This is a genomic window from Paenibacillus turicensis (assembly GCF_017873435.1).
GTDB lineage: Bacteria > Bacillota > Bacilli > Paenibacillales > Paenibacillaceae > Fontibacillus > Fontibacillus turicensis.
On the sequence record NZ_JAGGKG010000003.1, the window covers coordinates 145,610 to 162,689 of the forward strand.

The 17,080-nt window shown below is 38.9% G+C and carries 17 protein-coding genes and 1 other RNA gene; 13 read left to right on the plus strand and 5 right to left on the minus strand.

Going from position 1 to position 17,080, the window contains the following annotated elements:
• Positions 1-47: 47 nt before the first annotated feature.
• The 3 genes from J2Z32_RS04680 to J2Z32_RS04690 all read left to right on the plus strand — a co-directional run bounded on the left by J2Z32_RS04680 (position 48) and on the right by J2Z32_RS04690 (position 2,092).
• Positions 48-1,127 (plus strand): undecaprenyldiphospho-muramoylpentapeptide beta-N-acetylglucosaminyltransferase, encoded by a 1,080-nt coding sequence (locus tag J2Z32_RS04680; RefSeq protein ID WP_210088181.1) that lies wholly within the window; start codon positions 48-50, stop codon positions 1,125-1,127.
• A 167-nt stretch (positions 1,128-1,294) separates the two neighbouring features.
• Complete coding sequence (locus J2Z32_RS04685) at positions 1,295-1,699, plus strand: MerR family transcriptional regulator (protein ID WP_210088016.1); 405 nt, start codon at positions 1,295-1,297, stop codon at positions 1,697-1,699.
• 45 nt (positions 1,700-1,744) lie between these two features.
• Positions 1,745-2,092: a DUF4260 family protein gene (locus tag J2Z32_RS04690; protein ID WP_210088017.1), complete on the plus strand. Its 348-nt coding sequence runs from the start codon at positions 1,745-1,747 to the stop codon at positions 2,090-2,092.
• Positions 2,093-2,347: 255 nt separating this feature from the next.
• Here the strand turns inward: J2Z32_RS04690 and J2Z32_RS04695 are convergent, their stop codons facing one another.
• Both J2Z32_RS04695 and J2Z32_RS04700 read right to left on the minus strand, forming a co-directional pair.
• On the minus strand, positions 2,348-2,698 hold the full coding sequence (locus tag J2Z32_RS04695; protein WP_210088018.1) for a VOC family protein: 351 nt from the start codon (positions 2,696-2,698) through the stop codon (positions 2,348-2,350).
• Between the two features lie 125 nt (positions 2,699-2,823).
• A complete protein-coding gene (locus tag J2Z32_RS04700; protein ID WP_210088019.1) occupies positions 2,824-3,348 on the minus strand; it encodes a GNAT family N-acetyltransferase in 525 nt (174 codons plus the stop codon).
• Between the two features lie 225 nt (positions 3,349-3,573).
• Here J2Z32_RS04700 and rnpB point away from each other — a divergent pair.
• An RNA gene (gene rnpB / locus J2Z32_RS04705) (RNase P RNA component class A) lies at positions 3,574-3,981 on the plus strand.
• Positions 3,982-4,345: 364 nt separating this feature from the next.
• Here the strand turns inward: rnpB and J2Z32_RS04710 are convergent.
• A complete protein-coding gene (locus J2Z32_RS04710; protein WP_210088020.1) occupies positions 4,346-4,585 on the minus strand; it encodes a hypothetical protein in 240 nt (79 codons plus the stop codon).
• A gap of 19 nt (positions 4,586-4,604) precedes the next feature.
• Entirely contained in the window at positions 4,605-6,494 is a 1,890-nt protein-coding gene (locus J2Z32_RS04715; protein WP_210088021.1) for a S8 family peptidase, read from the minus strand.
• A 151-nt stretch (positions 6,495-6,645) separates the two neighbouring features.
• Between J2Z32_RS04715 and J2Z32_RS04720 the strand changes: the two genes are divergently transcribed.
• The 5 genes from J2Z32_RS04720 to thiI all read left to right on the plus strand — a co-directional run bounded on the left by J2Z32_RS04720 (position 6,646) and on the right by thiI (position 11,232).
• Positions 6,646-7,164, plus strand: a complete 519-nt coding sequence (locus J2Z32_RS04720) for a DUF3907 family protein (protein ID WP_210088022.1) — start codon at positions 6,646-6,648, stop codon at positions 7,162-7,164.
• 96 nt (positions 7,165-7,260) lie between these two features.
• Positions 7,261-7,665 carry an MFS transporter gene (locus J2Z32_RS04725; RefSeq protein WP_210088023.1) on the plus strand — a complete coding sequence of 135 codons (405 nt, stop codon included), beginning with the start codon at positions 7,261-7,263 and terminating at the stop codon, positions 7,663-7,665.
• A gap of 158 nt (positions 7,666-7,823) precedes the next feature.
• Complete coding sequence (locus J2Z32_RS04730) at positions 7,824-8,642, plus strand: lytic transglycosylase domain-containing protein (protein WP_210088024.1); 819 nt, start codon at positions 7,824-7,826, stop codon at positions 8,640-8,642.
• Positions 8,643-8,831: 189 nt separating this feature from the next.
• Positions 8,832-9,977: a cysteine desulfurase family protein gene (locus J2Z32_RS04735; RefSeq protein WP_210088025.1), complete on the plus strand. Its 1,146-nt coding sequence runs from the start codon at positions 8,832-8,834 to the stop codon at positions 9,975-9,977.
• Between the two features lie 19 nt (positions 9,978-9,996).
• A complete protein-coding gene (gene thiI, locus J2Z32_RS04740; RefSeq protein ID WP_210088026.1) occupies positions 9,997-11,232 on the plus strand; it encodes a tRNA uracil 4-sulfurtransferase ThiI in 1,236 nt (411 codons plus the stop codon).
• Between the two features lie 536 nt (positions 11,233-11,768).
• Here thiI and J2Z32_RS04745 read toward each other — a convergent pair.
• Positions 11,769-12,467, minus strand: a complete 699-nt coding sequence (locus tag J2Z32_RS04745) for a TerC family protein (protein ID WP_210088027.1) — start codon at positions 12,465-12,467, stop codon at positions 11,769-11,771.
• 114 nt (positions 12,468-12,581) lie between these two features.
• Between J2Z32_RS04745 and J2Z32_RS04750 the strand changes: the two genes are divergently transcribed.
• From J2Z32_RS04750 to typA, 4 genes are all read left to right on the plus strand, one after another.
• Positions 12,582-13,232: a TerC family protein gene (locus tag J2Z32_RS04750; RefSeq protein ID WP_210088028.1), complete on the plus strand. Its 651-nt coding sequence runs from the start codon at positions 12,582-12,584 to the stop codon at positions 13,230-13,232.
• Positions 13,233-13,350: 118 nt separating this feature from the next.
• On the plus strand, positions 13,351-14,364 hold the full coding sequence (hemH, locus tag J2Z32_RS04755) for a ferrochelatase (RefSeq protein ID WP_210088029.1): 1,014 nt from the start codon (positions 13,351-13,353) through the stop codon (positions 14,362-14,364).
• Between the two features lie 170 nt (positions 14,365-14,534).
• A complete protein-coding gene (locus tag J2Z32_RS04760; protein WP_210088030.1) occupies positions 14,535-15,029 on the plus strand; it encodes a hypothetical protein in 495 nt (164 codons plus the stop codon).
• Positions 15,030-15,174: 145 nt separating this feature from the next.
• Positions 15,175-17,016, plus strand: coding sequence for a translational GTPase TypA (typA, locus tag J2Z32_RS04765; RefSeq protein WP_210088182.1), 1,842 nt, complete (start codon positions 15,175-15,177; stop codon positions 17,014-17,016).
• Positions 17,017-17,080 lie beyond the last annotated feature (64 nt).

Genomic DNA, 17,080 nt, shown 5'->3' on the forward strand with positions numbered 1-17,080 from the left:
TAGGTATAGAGCAGAATAAGCGAAATGGAAAGATTGAGGTGGAAAGCATAGTGGGGAATAAGATCGTTTTTACGGGTGGAGGTTCCGCAGGACACGTCACGCCTAATATCGCCATTATTAATGAGTTAAATAAAAGAGGTGCTTGGGACATCCATTATATCGGCTCAAAGCAAGGGATCGAGAGGGAACTCATCACCAAGCAAGACATACCTTATTATGGAATTAGTTCGGGAAAATTACGTAGATATATTGATATTGAAAATATAAAAGATATGTTCAGAGTATTAAAGGGCTGTATGGAGGCAAGGAAAATATTAAAGAAAATAAAACCTAAGCTTGTTTTTTCAAAAGGTGGTTTTGTTTCTGTTCCCGTTATTGTCGCAGCAAAATCGCTAGGCATACCCATCTTCATTCATGAAAGTGATATTACACCGGGCTTAGCGAACAAAATTGCTCAGAAATTTGCAACTAAAATTTTCACAACCTTTGAGGAAGCAAAGCAGTTTTTTCCTAAGGATAAAGTGTCAACCACTGGTTCACCGATTCGTGCAGAACTGCTTCAGGGGAGCAAGGAATTTGCATATAAGTTTTTGGGCTTTGATGACAGTCGTCCTATTTTGACCATTATGGGTGGAAGCTTAGGTGCTAAAAAAATTAACGATACCGTTCGCGCCAATTTGCCACAGCTAGCCATGCATTTTCAAATTGTACATTTGTGCGGCAAAAATAACCTTGAGCCTAGTCTTGCCTTTGTCCCTGGTTATAAGCAGTTTGAATATATTCATGAGGAGCTCCCACATATTTTGGCGGCAACAGACCTTGTCATTACAAGAGGTGGATCTAACGCAATTTTTGAATTTTTAGCATTACGAATTCCTATGTTAATTATTCCACTTGGCTTGAACCAAAGTAGAGGCGATCAAATCATGAATGCCGAAGCCTTTCAAAAAAGAGGGTATGGTTTTACTTTGATGGATGAAGAATTAAATGGGGAGAGCTTGGTAAAAGGCGTAGAATTTCTCAAAAATAATTCAGAATTTATTAGAGAAAACATGGCTTTATCTACAAGTACAAATGCAATCCCTATTTTGCTAGATGAAATTTATAAAATTACAGGTGCAAAGTAAACATATTAAATATAATTGATCATACTAAGCGTAGTTCAGTAAATGGTGAGCGTAAACAGCTTCATTAAATTTACTGAGCTAACGCTTTATTTTTTTGTAAAAAGAAAGTATTGACCTTCAAGTTAACCTTAATGTTAGAATTTGATCAGTAAAGGAGGAAGCAAACCATGAAAATTAAAGAGCTTGCTGATTTAGTTGGAGTTAGTACAGCAACCATCCGTTTTTATGAAGAAAAGGAGTTGCTTCATCCAAGTAAGCATCCAAATGGCTACCGTTATTACACGGAGGCGGACATAAAGGATTTAAATTTGATTATTGCATTTAAAAGAGCTGCGTTTTCATTAAATGATATTAAAACGATTGTTACTTTAAGAAGGTTACCACAATCGCTACAATGTAAGATGGATTCTTTAGCTTTTATGCAAAGTCAGATCAAGCATGTGAAGGAGCAGATTACGTTCTTAAACCAGCTTATGAGCATTTTAGAGCAGATTGAAAAACTGGTTGACAAAAATGATCCAGATCATGTTGAAGAAGCACTTAAGCTGATGTCAAAAATTGAGAAGCTGTAACTTTATAAAATATTTTTAAAAATTATTTAAAGGAGATGACAAGGGATGAATATGCGAAATTTATTGAAGTTAGAAAATGTGTTTTTATTATTACTTGGATTGTATGTATATTTTGAGGTGTTTCATTTTTCACTCATAGTTTTATTAATTACTGTCTTATTACCTGACATTTCAATGCTTGGTTATATCATTAATACAAAAATAGGGGCAACGATTTATAATATCGTCCACAACCTAATGACAGTAGTTATTATTTTATTTTTAGGAATAGGCTTAAATCTAAATATTATGATCTATGTAGCTTTGATTTTGTTTATTCACATATTTATGGATCGTATCTGTGGTTTTGGTTTGAAGTATAATGATAATTTTCAGCATACACACTTAACTTAAATACTGTCAAAATAGGAACTACCTGACCTTTTACACATCAAATTTTTTGGCTCAATCTTGAAATCAGTGCTTGACCGCTAACCCAAACTAGCGAAGAGACAGAGAGATTCTGAAGGTTGTCTTTAAAATCAAATTCTACCCATTAATATACTTTAATAAACAGGAATATGATTTTAACAACAATCGCAAGAACTCTCTGGAGCATAGCTACCAGCCTCTAGTCGTTGGCAAGTACTGATTTATAAATAGAGCCATTTATTTCTTATAATCCGTAATGCCTAATCGATTTCCAAATTGATCTTCAAATTCTACCGAGGTTCCTGTTCCAATATGGAACGGCTCACTTAGGAACGTTACCCCATTTGCTTTTAATTTATCGTATTCAACCGTAACATCATCCACCACGAACCAAATCGTTGGCTTCATATTAGGAAATTTGCGTGTGTCTTTTAAAATAATAGCTGGTTCCTCGTCTCCAACATGAAAGGCAACCATTCCTTTATCGGCAAAATTAAACTTCAGCTTTAAACCTAGTGTTTCACCGTAATATTTCATTGCGCCTTCCATGTCATCGACAGGTAGAAAAAAATTGTCATAGCTTTTCATCTCTTTTAAACCTCCTAATTATGTGGGATACGATCACAATAACATATCCAAGAAGACAACATCGTGTCATATTTCACAAAGCCTGATATAAGCTTTCAACCTTTTGTAATACCTTTAAGAATAGCTTAATAATTTTCTTGATAAGCCTCTCGCTCCAACTCATAATCAATGAACGATTGCCATTGTCCGAGTTGGTCTTTGCTTGAAGAATGATGGACTTTAACTTGTTGGAAGCCAAGTTTTTCATATACATGTTGCGCATGAGTGTTTTTTACATTCGTATCTAAAATAATTTTAGTGTATCCCATCTCGTAAAATAATTTGTCAATCAATAGCTTTAAATAGATGCTTCCAAACCCTTTATGCTGTTGGTCAAAATCACAAATTTTAATTCCTATCTGTGCAATGCCAGATTCAATAGTCCTATAATTCATCTCACCTATCGGTACATCTGAGCACTCCAAAATCAAGCGTTGATTCAAATCGCTATCTAGTTTTATAATGTTTAATACTTCATTTTCCGTAGTACCTAAGCCGTTTGGATAACCTGCATGGGACATAATCCTTCCATCATTCCACCAATGACATAACAGTTTGGCATCTTTAGTCGTTGCACTACGAATCGTTAATTGACCATGTGTGATGTACATGATATATTCACCCTCCCTTGAATCTAACTTGCTACAACCAGTCTAATAATTTCACTATAGTGATCTTGAAGTAAGATGACATTGTATTTTTATGTTTTATTTATTTTTTACTGATCTAATTTAAATTGGGATGGGTTATTTTATTAAATACTGATTTTGTGTCTAATGGATAATTTAACTGTTGAGATTCAGCGCAAAAGTAGGTATACTATCAAGTGTTGCTTGAAAGTTTGACAGACAATCGCTGGCGGCTTTATGCCGCGGGAGGAAAGTCCGGGCTCCACATGGCAGGGTGCTGGATAATGTCCAGTCAACGCGAGTTGAAGGATAGTGCCACAGAAACGGACCGCCGATGGCTTTCGCTTTGCGAGAGCACAGGTAAGGATGGAACCGAGGTGTAAGAGACCCCGAGGAACGCTGGTGACTTCGTTCCTGGTAAACCCCACCTGGAGCAAGACCTAATGGAATGCAGTACCCTTGAGGTACAGCCTTAGCCTGAGGTGCATTCAGGTTGGTCGCTTGAGCCATATAGTAATGTATGGCCTAGATAGATGATTGTCACTTATAAAGCGGGAGGGTTGTTCCCGTTATACCGCAAACAGTACAGAACCCGGCTTACGGCAAACTTTCAAACGCTGCAACCTCATATGCTTAATATGCTATCCAGCGTAATTTGCTTTACAATTAATACAGAAAAAGCCTGTCAGTTGAACGTAGTTGCTTTTTCCTTCTACGTCCAACATGACAGGCTTTTTAAATTTATTAACTTTATAAGGGGCATCATTTAAATTAGTGTTTGACAACACCCCACCTAGCGAAGGGACAGAGGGATTCTGGAGAAGTGGAACGTTCATCTTTAAAACCAGATTTCAACCCTCGAGTTATTAAGAAATAATAAGGAATCTGGTTTTAACAATGATCGCAAGAACTCTCTGTCTTGTAGCTTCCATCCCATTATTGGCAAACATAATTTTAATTTAGACCCATTTTAACTGTATTAATTAGCCTCATTAACTTCTTCATTATTTAATTGCTTTGCATATTGCACAAACCACCTAAATGCAGGTTCAGAATAAGGCTTTAACATTTCAGCAACTCTGCGAAATTCCCATTCCTCCCAATCCTGCTCCTTAAAAAGACACCGCTCTACAGCCTGTGGTAAATGATTAATCAGCCATACTTCAGGAATCCGTAAAATAAACTCTTTTGCTAAATCTATATTGGCATGATTTACCAATCATTATAACATGAGGTTCTTATTTTAATAATGATCCCAACAGTTTTTTTAAGGATTCCCCTAAATATTCGGACCAAAATTTAAGTGGTTGTGCGTGAGATTGTGACTGTGTTTGGACTTCGCCACTAGCAGCCTGTAGTGCTGAATATACATCAATTTGACCAAAGCCATAATATTTATCACGGCCTGACTCCCCTAAATCAATGACATTGCCTCGAATAATGTCCATAACCTCTGTATTTTTAAGCTTAGGGTTAACAGAGCGTATCAGACCTGCTAATGCAGCGACATGGGGGCTTGCCATAGAAGTTCCAGACAAAGCCGCATATTGGTTGTTTGGGTACGTACTTGCAATGCTTTCACCTGGAGCCATTACATCGATATAATCACCATAATTAGAAAAGGATGCTCGTTCCATATTATAATTTGTTGCCGAAACGGATAATACCTCTGGATAAGCGGCAGGATATCCAGGTCGTTCCGTGTTATCATTTCCTGTGGCAGCCACAATGACAATATCTTTGTTATACGCATATTTAATTGCTTCATGAAGGAAATTTGCGTCCGCATAGTTGCCTAGACTTAAATTAATTACTTTTGCGCCATGATCGGCCGCCCATATAATTCCTTGTGCTACGGAATAGCTTGTTCCAGCTCCTGATTGATCTAACGCCTTCACTGGCAAAATTTTATTGTTCCAGGTCATACCAGCAATTCCTTCACGATTGTTAACATTAGCGGAAATAATTCCAGCAACGTGTGTACCATGTCCAACGTCATCACTTGGTTTGGAGTCTGGTGAAATCGTATTATAGCCACTCAGTAATCTGCCTTGAAGGTCGGGATGATTAAGATCAACACCTGTATCAACGACACCGATAATGACCTGCTCTGCACCTTTACTGACATTCCATCCACGATTCGTTTCAATCATAGGCAAATTATATTGATAGTCAGAAAATAACACATCGTTAGGAATTTCAATACTGCTTGTGTTTCCATTTGTTAAATACATATAATGTGGCTCAATATATTCAGGCTCCCAATTTTTTTTGAAATACTGAGATAATTCCTCCATACTAAGCTTTTTAGATTTAAAAATATACGTGTTTGCAATGCTGTGGTCATAGGAGCTAAGGCTTGTTGCAGCCTGAATCCTTTCAAGCTCCGATTTGGTAAGCTCTTTCCCAAAAGTTACTACAATTTCATTTTCGTAAAAGTGACTTGCCTTTTCGTTGTCATGCCCCGTTTTAACAGTAATATCACGTAATGTATCTGCATGGACCGATTCTACACTATATTTTCCTTCCTTTGGATAAGGAATTAGTCGAAGATTTTTTTTCTGATGACTTTTTACATGATCTAAAATTCCTGTATCCATAACAATAATAAGTGCCTTGCTTCCATCTTTACTACGCTTGGCAGTTACAATATATTTAGAATCCTCTTTAGGAAAAGGTTCAGATTCGTAGCTTTCTTGTGATCGTAAGGTAGAAGTAGCTAACTTTATATGACTTTCAATTTGTTTTTTTAGGTTCTTATTAGGCTGGAATGTAGCTCGACAAAGGCTGTGGCTCCGATCTTTTGTTAAATCCAACCATTTTATGCATTGAAAATGCTTATGTTCTATTTGTATTTTTTTTACGTATTGCTTTTGTTTTTTAGGGGATTGGGATGACAAATCCGTTGCCCATTCTGATAAGTGTCCTCTTGCATCGATCATAGTCAGCTGCTTAGTTGTATTCATATCTTGCTTTAACATTGCTTGTTTAAGAACATGCTCTTTCGTTGGTGAATATTGTGTAGCCTTCATCTGTTCTGGTTCAGTATGACGAATGGCCACAAATGAAAATAAACACGTTGCAATTAGTCCCGCCGTTGCTCCAATAATCAGCTTGCGCCGTTTCATTATTTCTCCTCCTTATGGTTGCTTGAAAGTAATGTTTAAGGATTAGCTTTTGGAGAAAAAACATTTTTTATGCTGACGAGGGCAATTTGTGATAATCTTAAACCTAAATAGAATCGTATTTAAGAAGTATTTAGAAGGAGGACGGGGGACAATGTCTCAAACTAACGTTCAACAATTATGTCAAAGCACAAGAGAACATTTAAAAACAGCCGCAAGTTATTTAGAGCAATTTCTAAACAACTACAATTTGGTACAGCTTGTAGAGGATGATGAGGAACGAACCTTGATGTTTTATCAGGCATTTTTATCTGATCTGCGTCATTTGTCCGTTTATTGTGAGGACAGCTATGAGCAGCTAGGGATTGTTTTGAGGCGTGGAACCTTTGAGAAAAGTCATGGGGAAAAAGTGTTGTATCGAGTGTATCATGACTGTGTTAATCACTTCTTTTATCCCAAAAATGAGAGCTACTCGGAAGATGGCAGATATGCATACACAGGTCGAGATGCAATAAAATTCCGCAAACGTCCAAATAGAGCTGCACACGATATTGTAGTTGAAATTAACAATATTTTCGAGACGCTACGCGATGATTTGGAGTATTATGAGAGTGAATATTTAAGCAAGGTTAGATTGGAAAGAATTAGAGAGGAAGAGCAAGGACAATTGTAGCTTATTGCTTTGTATTCATTTCATATTTCGCATATTGTGAAGAAAAGTGGGCAAAATATCCCTGAGCTATAAAAAATTCAGGGAGGCTCTAACAATATGGATGATTTTGAAAAAAATAACGGAAAGCAACAGGAGCATCTTGCAGGAAAAAGCAGTGGTGAAAGTAATAACCGTATTGACTTTCCTCGCAAAACAAATCAAGAAGAGTATGCTGCTGAAATTTATCCAACGCAACGTGTAGAGGATCAACGTCAGGTTTATAGTGACAATGATCGTGATAATGTAGATACCGACAGCATGGATGCAGGTAAAACGACGGGATATGTTGGGGTAGGGATCGGAATTGCATCCTTGTTTATGTGGTCACTTGTATTAGGTCCTGTCGCAGCTGTGCTTGGACTTGTTGCATTTAACCAAGGTAGAAAAACATCAGGTGGTTGGGCAATAGGACTCGGCGCATTATCTGTATTAAGCTATTTTCTTCTTCCCATGGGTAGATAAAAAAGTATGGTTCGTAACGGAATAGGCAATCCATTTAATGACCTTTCGTAATTAAGTGGATTGTCTTTATTTTTGGGACTGGTCTAACCTTCATTTAACGTGTAAAATAAAAGCATGTTGCTTATTTACTGAAGGATAAAGAAGAGGAGCAGACACTTATGCAAATCGATCCAAGAACAATGGGACAAGTCATTAAGTCTCAATTTGCTAACAATATTGATCTTCAAGGTACGCCATTTGCATCACAGTCGCAAAGTGGTGGAGACTCTTTATTTGATATTTTGTTGCAGGAACTTAAAAAATCAGAATCTGCTAATGCTGGATTCAGTAGAGCGCAAGATACGTCCAAACAGGGACTAAATATAACTGATCTATTGTCAGAGGAAATGCTATTAAATTTACAAGCTGCTCAAAATTTAAATGGGCTAGATGAGACACAAATTGGTGCTTTACAGCAACTAACTACGTTGATTAACTCTTCGGTTGCTTCTGCATCCTCCCTGCCAAGTGTTCCAAGTGGTGTTGGATATGTTGGTAAAGGCTCCAAGCCTTCTGGAGCAGGTGCCACAATTGATCAATTGGTTTCTTCCGCAAGTCAACAGTTTGGAGTGTCTGAGGATTTAATCAAAGCTGTTATTGAAACAGAATCTCATTTTAATTCTTCGACTGTCTCATCTGCGGGTGCGAAGGGACTTATGCAGCTAATGGATGGGACTGCACGTGGATTAGGAGTTTCAAATTCGTTTGATCCAGAGCAAAATATAAATGGTGGAACTAAATATTTATCTTATCAGCTGAAGCGTTACAATGGTCATGAAAATACAGCTTTAGCAGCTTATAATGCAGGTCCAGGGACATTACGTCGTCTAGGCATTAGCAATGATCAGCAATTAGTAGAGAAGCTACATTTGTTGCCTAAAGAAACTCAACGTTACATTACAAAAGTACAAACGGCAAGACAGAAATATACAGTGTAGTTACCTAAACATATCTTTTTATAATGAGATATGAAATAATATAGCAGGATAAGTTAAACGGGAACTATTCCGGGAAATGCGGATATTCGCGTTTTTTCTTTTGCCTATGAACCAATTTTAGTTTTTGTGTGAAGTGTTAAGTATGAAATGTTAAGCTAAATGTTAACCTGAAATGTTGAGGTGATAGTAATGAATTATTTTGATTATGCAGCTACAACACCTCCATATGAGGAAGTTATTGTAACGATCGCAGAAGTAATGGCACAGCATTATGGCAACCCGTCTTCGTTGCATCGACTTGGTGAGCAAAGTGAAATGTTAGTTAAAAGGGCGCGTGAGGCTTGCAGTTCAATTCTCCAGGTCAAGCGCTCTGAGCTTGTCTTTACCTCTGGTGCTACGGAGAGCAATAATCTTGCAATTAAAGGCGTAGCCTTTCAATATCAGCAACGTGGTCGCCACTTGATTACTACGACGATTGAGCACCCTTCTGTGTATGAGTGTATGAAGCAGCTCCAGTCTTGGGGATGGGAAGTTACTTATTTAACTCCAGATCAGACCGGTTGTATTTCTGTTAGACAGGTTGAGGATGCACTTCGGGATGATACTGTGCTGGTGTCCATAATGCACGTGAATCATGAGGTTGGTAGCATTCAGCCGATCGAAGAAATTGGAGCTATGCTTAAACATAAACGCCATAAACCATTTTTTCATGTTGATGGTGTACAAGGCTTTGGCAAGGTGCCATTGTTGGTCTCTAGTAGTGGGATTGATTTATATAGCTTATCTGCGCATAAATGGCGGGGGCCTAAAGGAATAGGCTTATTATATGTCCGTCAGGGAATTAAACTAACACCACTTTTATCTGGTGGAGGACAGGAGGGAGAACTTCGTTCTGGCACTGAAAATGTTCCGCTTATTGTTGGAATGGCACAAGCGATGCGTCTTACTGTGCAAGACCAAGCACAAAGAGTAAATATTTTGGAAAAATTAAAAGGACAATTAGAAGCGGCTTTAACAGCTATGCCAGAGGTTCGGCTTAATAGTTCCAGTGACGGAGCACCTCATATTGTTCATTTTAGTTGTGAGGGGATAAAGGCGGAAACTTTACTTCATAAGCTGGAAGAGCAAGGGTTTTACGTATCTAGTCAATCCGCGTGTTCTTCCAAACAAATAGAGCCAAGTCGTGTTTTATTACAGATGGGAAAATCCAAAGCACAGGCTGTATCAGGCATTCGTATTAGTCTAAATGAGGCACATACTGCAGAACAGGTTCATGATTTAATAGGGGCCATTTCTAAAAGTATTCAATATTTGATTCCATTTAAACAAAAGTGAAAAGGAGGTGTAATATATTATGCCTAGTTATGATACGATTTTGCTCCGTTTTGGAGAAATTACGACCAAGGGGAAAAACCGTAACCGTTTTGAAAAAGTCGCAATGGCTCACATCAGATCCCTGTTGCTCGTACACCCTAAAGCGGCGATACGTAAGGAATATGGACGTTTTATTATTGATTTAAATGGAGAGCCTGCACAAGATGTTTTACAGGCAGTCAAGCATGTGTTTGGTATTTCGTCCCTTTGCTTAGTGATGAAGGTACAATCACAGCTTGAATCCATTATTGCAGGTGCAGTTGATTTAATGCAGGGCGCTAAATTAAAAGAAGGCGTCACCTTCAAAGTAAATGCCCAGCGGGTGTGGAAGCAATTCCCTCATTCCTCCCTAGAGATGAACAAACTAGTCAGTAAGCCTGTTTTACAAGCTTGCACTGGGCTAAAGGTAGATGTACATCAACCTGAGCTGGAGCTAAAAGTCGAGATTAGACAAAATGAAACGTATTTGTATTATGAAATTATAGAAGGGGCCGGCGGGTATCCGTTAGGGACAAATGGCAAAGCCTTATTGTTATTGTCTGGCGGAATAGACAGCCCTGTAGCAGGCTGGTCTGCCATGAGAAGAGGACTTGAAATTGAATGTGTGCATTTCCATAGCTATCCTTTTACGAGCAAGAGAGCAGAAGAGAAGGTGATTGACTTAGCTAAAGTTTTGTCGAGATATTCTGGGAAAATAAAGCTGCATCTCGTTCCCTTTACAGAAATTCAGACGCTTTTAGCGAGTTCGAATCAAGAGAAGTTAATCATTACTTTTATGCGAAGAGCCATGTTGAGGATTGCAGCGCAAATTGCAGAGGAGTCATCCGCATTAGCTATCGTGACAGGAGATAGCTTAGGACAGGTTGCTAGTCAGACGTTGCCAAGTATGAATGTGATCGGAAAAGCAACGACACTCCCTTTACTTCGTCCCCTTGTAATGACGGATAAAAATGATATTATCGCACAAGCGAAAGCGATTGGCACATATGATTTATCGATTCTTCCTTATGAGGATTGCTGTACATTATTTGTTCCAAAATCACCAACAACGAATCCTAATTTAAAAATAGTTGAAAGAACTGAAGCCTCATTATCTCAATTAGACGAGCTTATTGCACAAGCGGTACAGCAGACAGAAACGATTATTATTGAACCGAATCAGGAAATTAAAAGAGCTGATGAGGGGATGAATGTGATTGAGGAGAGATGGTTTTAGTGGTGGGGGAGCGAGTGGAAATATTTGCGCTTTAAGGCTGGGAATCAGTGTTTGACAACGTGGGAGGTGGAAGCTTCAGGACAGAGGGTTCTTTCGATCGTTGTTAAACCCAGATTTCTTATGATTTGAACAAGCTGAATGGTAGAAATCCGGTTTTAAATACGAACGCTTCCGCTTCTCCAGAATCCCCCTGTCCCTCCGCAGGTTGCAGCTTGTTGTTGTCAAACACTGATTACAAGAGCCTAAAGGTAACCTTCATATTCCCGTCTCGCTATGGGGGGAGTATGAAGGTTGTTTTTACAGGCGCTCCAATCTGCGCCTGTGGGTTAAGAAGGGCTAAGAGCTACCTTCAGTTCTACGACTCCTCAAGGAGCGTAGGTGAAGGTTGTTTGGACCAATATTAATAAAAATAACCTTCATAGCTACGTGATGCTGGACGTAGGCATGAAGGTTATTTTTTAGGTATTCTTTAGGTATAAATGTGAGCTTACTGTGGAAACACGTTGAGCACAAAGATAGAGTTTAGGTTCACAACCTTATTTATTCCCTGCAACGGGTTGGCTTATTTTTTGTGCTTTTTTTTGTTGTGTGTGATGTCCAAGCAACAGTACTCCAACAACTACGATTGCAATAAAACCATATTTCAGCCATAGCTGGTCGACAAACACTGCTTCAAACGCTAGTTCATCTGTAATCATTTTACCAGCGGTATAAGCTAATATGGCTGCTCCTACATAGGCAATCCAAGGGAGCTTGTCCATGATTTTAATAAATAGTGTGCTGCCCCACATTACAATCGGTATGCTAATAAGTAGTCCAATTACGACGAGACCCATATGCTGCTGAGATGCGCCTGCAACAGCGATTACGTTATCAAGTCCCATGGCTGCATCTGCAACTACAATGGTTCCGACAGCAGGCCATAACGAATCCTTGGCAGTGATCGTATCATGGTTACCATCATCTGTTAGTACCTTGTAAGAAATAAAGATAAGTAGTAGGCCACCTATAGCATGCAAATAAGGAATGCTAAGTAATTGAACGACAACAAGTGTTGCAAGTATACGTAAAAGAATTGCCCCGCTTGTCCCAAAAAGAATCGCCTTTTTCTGTAAATGCTGTGGCAGTTTTCTCGCCGCCATCCCGATTACAATGGCGTTGTCACCTGCTAATATTAAGTCAATAAAAATAATATTAATCAGGGCTAAAAAATATGTTGTGCTGAATACTTCCATTAGGGTCACTTCCTCATATGATCGTATACGTTTTAACTTTGAAAAGGATTCAAAAAAAGTTATAAGTCATAGCTTGACCTATTTCCACATACAACTGTAAGGGAGGGATAAGCTATGGAACATATCATGCTGTTAATTGAAATATTAATTATCAATCTAGTGTTAAGTGGCGATAATGCTGTTGTTATCGCAATGGCAAGCAATCACCTACCCAAAAAGCAACAAAAGTATGTCGTATGGTTAGGCTCACTGGGTGCTGTTATTTTACGTTGTTTGTTATGCTTTTTAGCAGTAATTTTATTAAAGATCCCATTTATTCAAGCAGCAGGCGGTATTATGCTTGCAATTATTGCCTTTAAGCTATTGTTGCCAAATCAAGACCATTCACGGATACAGGATAGTAATAGCATGTGGCGTTCCGTCTGGGTTATTTTAGCGGCAGACTTTGTCATGAGTCTAGATAACGTGTTAGCCATCGCCGCGATTGCAGATGGAGATATTGCAGTGCTGATGATTGGAATAGCGATAAGTATACCCATCGTTGTCTGGGGTAGTACTGTCATTTCAGAATGGTTGGCTAGGCTCCCCATATTAAGCTATGCAGGTGCAGGTATTCTCGGTATTACAGCAGGCAAAATGCTACTACATGATGAACGCTTTGGTCAATATTTGTATTCGATAATCCCTTCCTTTGCCTCTATGTTACCTTGGCTGATTGCACTAGTTGTCATAGCATGTGGGTGGCTCAACCAACGTCAACATTAATACAAATTAACGTGAGTTTCAAGCGTTGATATAAATCATTTACCGTGTGATAATGATAGTGTGTTACAAATACCCTTTGGGATACCCTGAAGGGTATTATTGTGTTAGGGGGGAGAACATGAGGGTTAAACGCATTGGTGTATTGTTGACACAAATTGGAACGCCAGATGCACCTACAATTACTGCTGTACGGCGGTATTTACGTCATTTTTTATCTGATCAACGAGTGGTTGATTACCATCCTTGGTTTTGGAAACCATTGCTTTATAGTATGATTTTAACCTTTCGTCCAAAGCGCTCCGCGGCGCTTTACAAGGAAATTTGGACGGAGGCGGGTTCTCCACTTCGTGTACATATGGTTAACCAACAGCAATCTTTGCAGAAAATGCTCGGAGATCATTATAGGGTGGAGTTAGGACTAGCTTATAGTGAGCCAAGCATTAAACAAGCTTTATCCCAATTTAGAGAAGAAGGAATACAAGACATTACTGTGTTGCCGTTATTTCCTCAATATTCCTCATCAACAACCGCTTCCATCTATGATACGGTTTATTTTGAAGCGAGGGGAGGACGAGGGAGCAGAGTTAAAACATTACCTAGATTTATCCCGACGCTTCGGTTTATAGGTGCCTACTATGACCATCCTTTGTATATTCATGCTTTAGCAGACCATTTACGTACACATGTTTCAGGATTAAGCTATGTGCCTGATCAATATATTTTTACATTTCATGGTGTACCACAGCGATATGTAGAGACCGGTGATCCTTATTATGAGCAATGCGAGGTGACTGCTAAGCTGCTAGCTAGCGAATTAGGGTTGGGTCAACAGGATTGGGTAATGAGTTTTCAATCTAAATTTGGACCCGAACGATGGGTAACTCCAGCTACCTTTGATATTATTAACAATTTGCCCGCAAAAGAAATTAAGGCCCCCGTCATTTTTGCACCTGGTTTTGCCGCAGATTGTCTTGAAACCATTCATGAGCTAGGTATAGAAGGTCGTGAGGTGTTCATAAATGCGGGAGGTTCAGTCCATACTTATGCTGTGATCCCTTGTTTAAATGATTCACATCCTTGGATCACCTTGTTGGCTAGCTTGGTAAGACAAGAGGCTATGAGCAATGAATAGGCATGGAAGTAGTATTTAGTAAGGCACTCAATAAGAATTGAATGAGCATGGATTGAGTAAAAGTAGTATTTTTAACGAAATTCAGATAAACTGGAGATAGGAAGGATTTGTCGTAACCAGAAAAGACTTGTCCTATACTGTCAAATGTTATCTGGAAGGTGTGTGGTGAAATGTCTGACAACAATAAGCTGACTACAGGTATATTAATATTGGCTGCTGGGGTCATTATTTTTCTTGGTAAACTTGGCGTTTTTAGCTTTCTCGGAAGAGCATTGTGGCCATTAGTTATACTCATCCCAGGTATTGTCCTCCATTTATTGTATTTCTGGGGCAAGGCACCTGCAGAGTTTTTAATACCAGGTGGAATTTTGACTGTATATAGTATTATCTTTTTTATCGCTAATTTTTGGGGATGGGATACGCTTAGTTACACTTGGCCGTTATTTATTCTTGGTGTTGCTGTTGGTTTATTTGAGTTTGATGGCGCGTCCTCAAGAAGAAATTCGCTCATATTTAGTGGTGCAATATTGTTAGGACTTTTATCGCTTGTGACGCTCTTTTGGTCAATTTTCTCATTATCGGTTATGTACTTAATTGCAGCATGTCTTGTTGTTGCTGGGATTGTGATGATTTTTGGACGAGGAAAGAGAAGACGTTCATGGTGATAGTTGGTAGGTTATTGAATTATTATAAATTTTGCGTATAATATAAGGGATATGTCAAGCGTCGGCATGAATTCGTCGACGCTTCTTTTGGATGGCAGGTTTACAAAGAAAAGACACAGCAATGAAAGGATATGGAGAAAACACCATGCATGAAAGAAATCAAATTCGCAATATAGCAATTATTGCACACGTTGACCACGGCAAAACTACACTAGTAGACAAGTTGTTACAGCAATCAGGTACGTTTCGTGAACACGAAGCGGTACAAGAACGGGCGATGGATTCTAACGATATCGAAAGAGAAAGAGGTATTACAATCCTTGCCAAAAACACTGCAATTACGTATAAAGATTATTTAATTAATATCGTGGATACTCCAGGGCATGCTGACTTTGGTGGCGAAGTTGAACGGATCATGAAAATGGTTGATGGTGTTCTGCTTGTTGTTGATGCTTATGAAGGTTGTATGCCTCAGACGAAGTTTGTACTTCGTAAAGCGTTGGAACAGCAATTAACCCCTATCGTTGTTGTGAACAAGATTGACCGCCCAGCAGCACGTCCTGCTGAAGTAATAGATGAGGTTCTAGATTTATTTATCGAACTAGAAGCCAATGATGAGCAGCTTGAGTTCCCAGTTGTATATGCTTCTGCTCTTAACGGTACATCAAGTCTTGATGCTGAAAAACAAGATGACAACATGCTTGCCCTGTATGAAACAATTGTTGAGCATATCCCATCTCCTACTGAAAAAGTAGACGAGCCACTTCAATTCCTCGTTACCCTTATGGATTATAATGAATATCTTGGTCGTATTGCGATTGGTCGTGTAAACCGCGGCATTATTAAGCAAGGACAATCTGTTGCAGTGATGACGCGTGATGGCGGCAAGAAAACTGCACGTATTGAAAAATTGTTTGGTTTCCAAGGCTTGCGTCGAGTAGAGATTGAAGAAGCAGGCGCTGGCGATATCGTTGCGATTGCAGGGATTAAAGATATTAACATCGGTGAAACTATCGCTGATCCAGCAAATCCTGAGGCCCTTCCTGTACTTAAAATTGATGAGCCTACACTTCAAATGACTTTCCTTGTGAACAACAGTCCTTTTGCTGGTCGTGAAGGTAAATGGGTAACATCACGTAAATTGCGTGAGCGTTTGTTTAAAGAGCTTGAAACGGACGTTTCTTTGCGTGTGGACGAAACAGACAGCCCTGATGCATTTATCGTTTCTGGTCGTGGTGAGCTTCATTTAGGTATTCTGATTGAAAACATGCGTCGTGAAGGCTATGAGCTTCAAGTTTCTAAGCCACAGGTTATCGTTAAAGAAGTAGATGGCGTAAGAAGTGAGCCAATCGAACGTCTTCTTATTGATATTCCTGAGGAAAGCATGGGCGCAGTTATGGAAAGCCTTGGTTCACGTAAGGCCGAGATGGTTAATATGGTGAACACAGGTACAGGACAAGTCCGTCTTGAGTTTTTAATTCCTGCTAGAGGTTTAATTGGTTACACAACTCATTTCTTGACATTAACACGTGGATACGGCGTAATGAACCATGCTTTTGATAGCTATGGTCCATTTGTTGGTGGCCAAGTTGGTGGACGTCATGAAGGGGTACTTGTTTCTAGTGAAAATGGCGTATCTACTTTGTACGGTATTTTGGGTATCGAAGATCGTGGAATTTTATTCCTTGAGCCAGGGCAAGACATTTATGAAGGTATGATTGTTGGTGAACATAATCGTGACAACGATATTGTCGTTAACATTTGTAAAGAAAAACAAGTAACTAACGTGCGTTCTGCAACGAAAGAAGATACAGTGAAGATGAAAACACCACGTATCCTTTCCATGGAGCAAGCACTTGAATATTTGAATGATGATGAATATTGTGAAATTACACCAAAATCAATCCGCTTGCGTAAAAAGATTTTGAATAAGAGTGAACGTGAACGTGCAGAGAAAAACCGTAAAAATGCTGAAGCTGGTTTGTAATATTTCTTTTATTTGTAATAAATGAACCGTAGAATAATGTAACTTTTTGTCCAATCTATGCGTA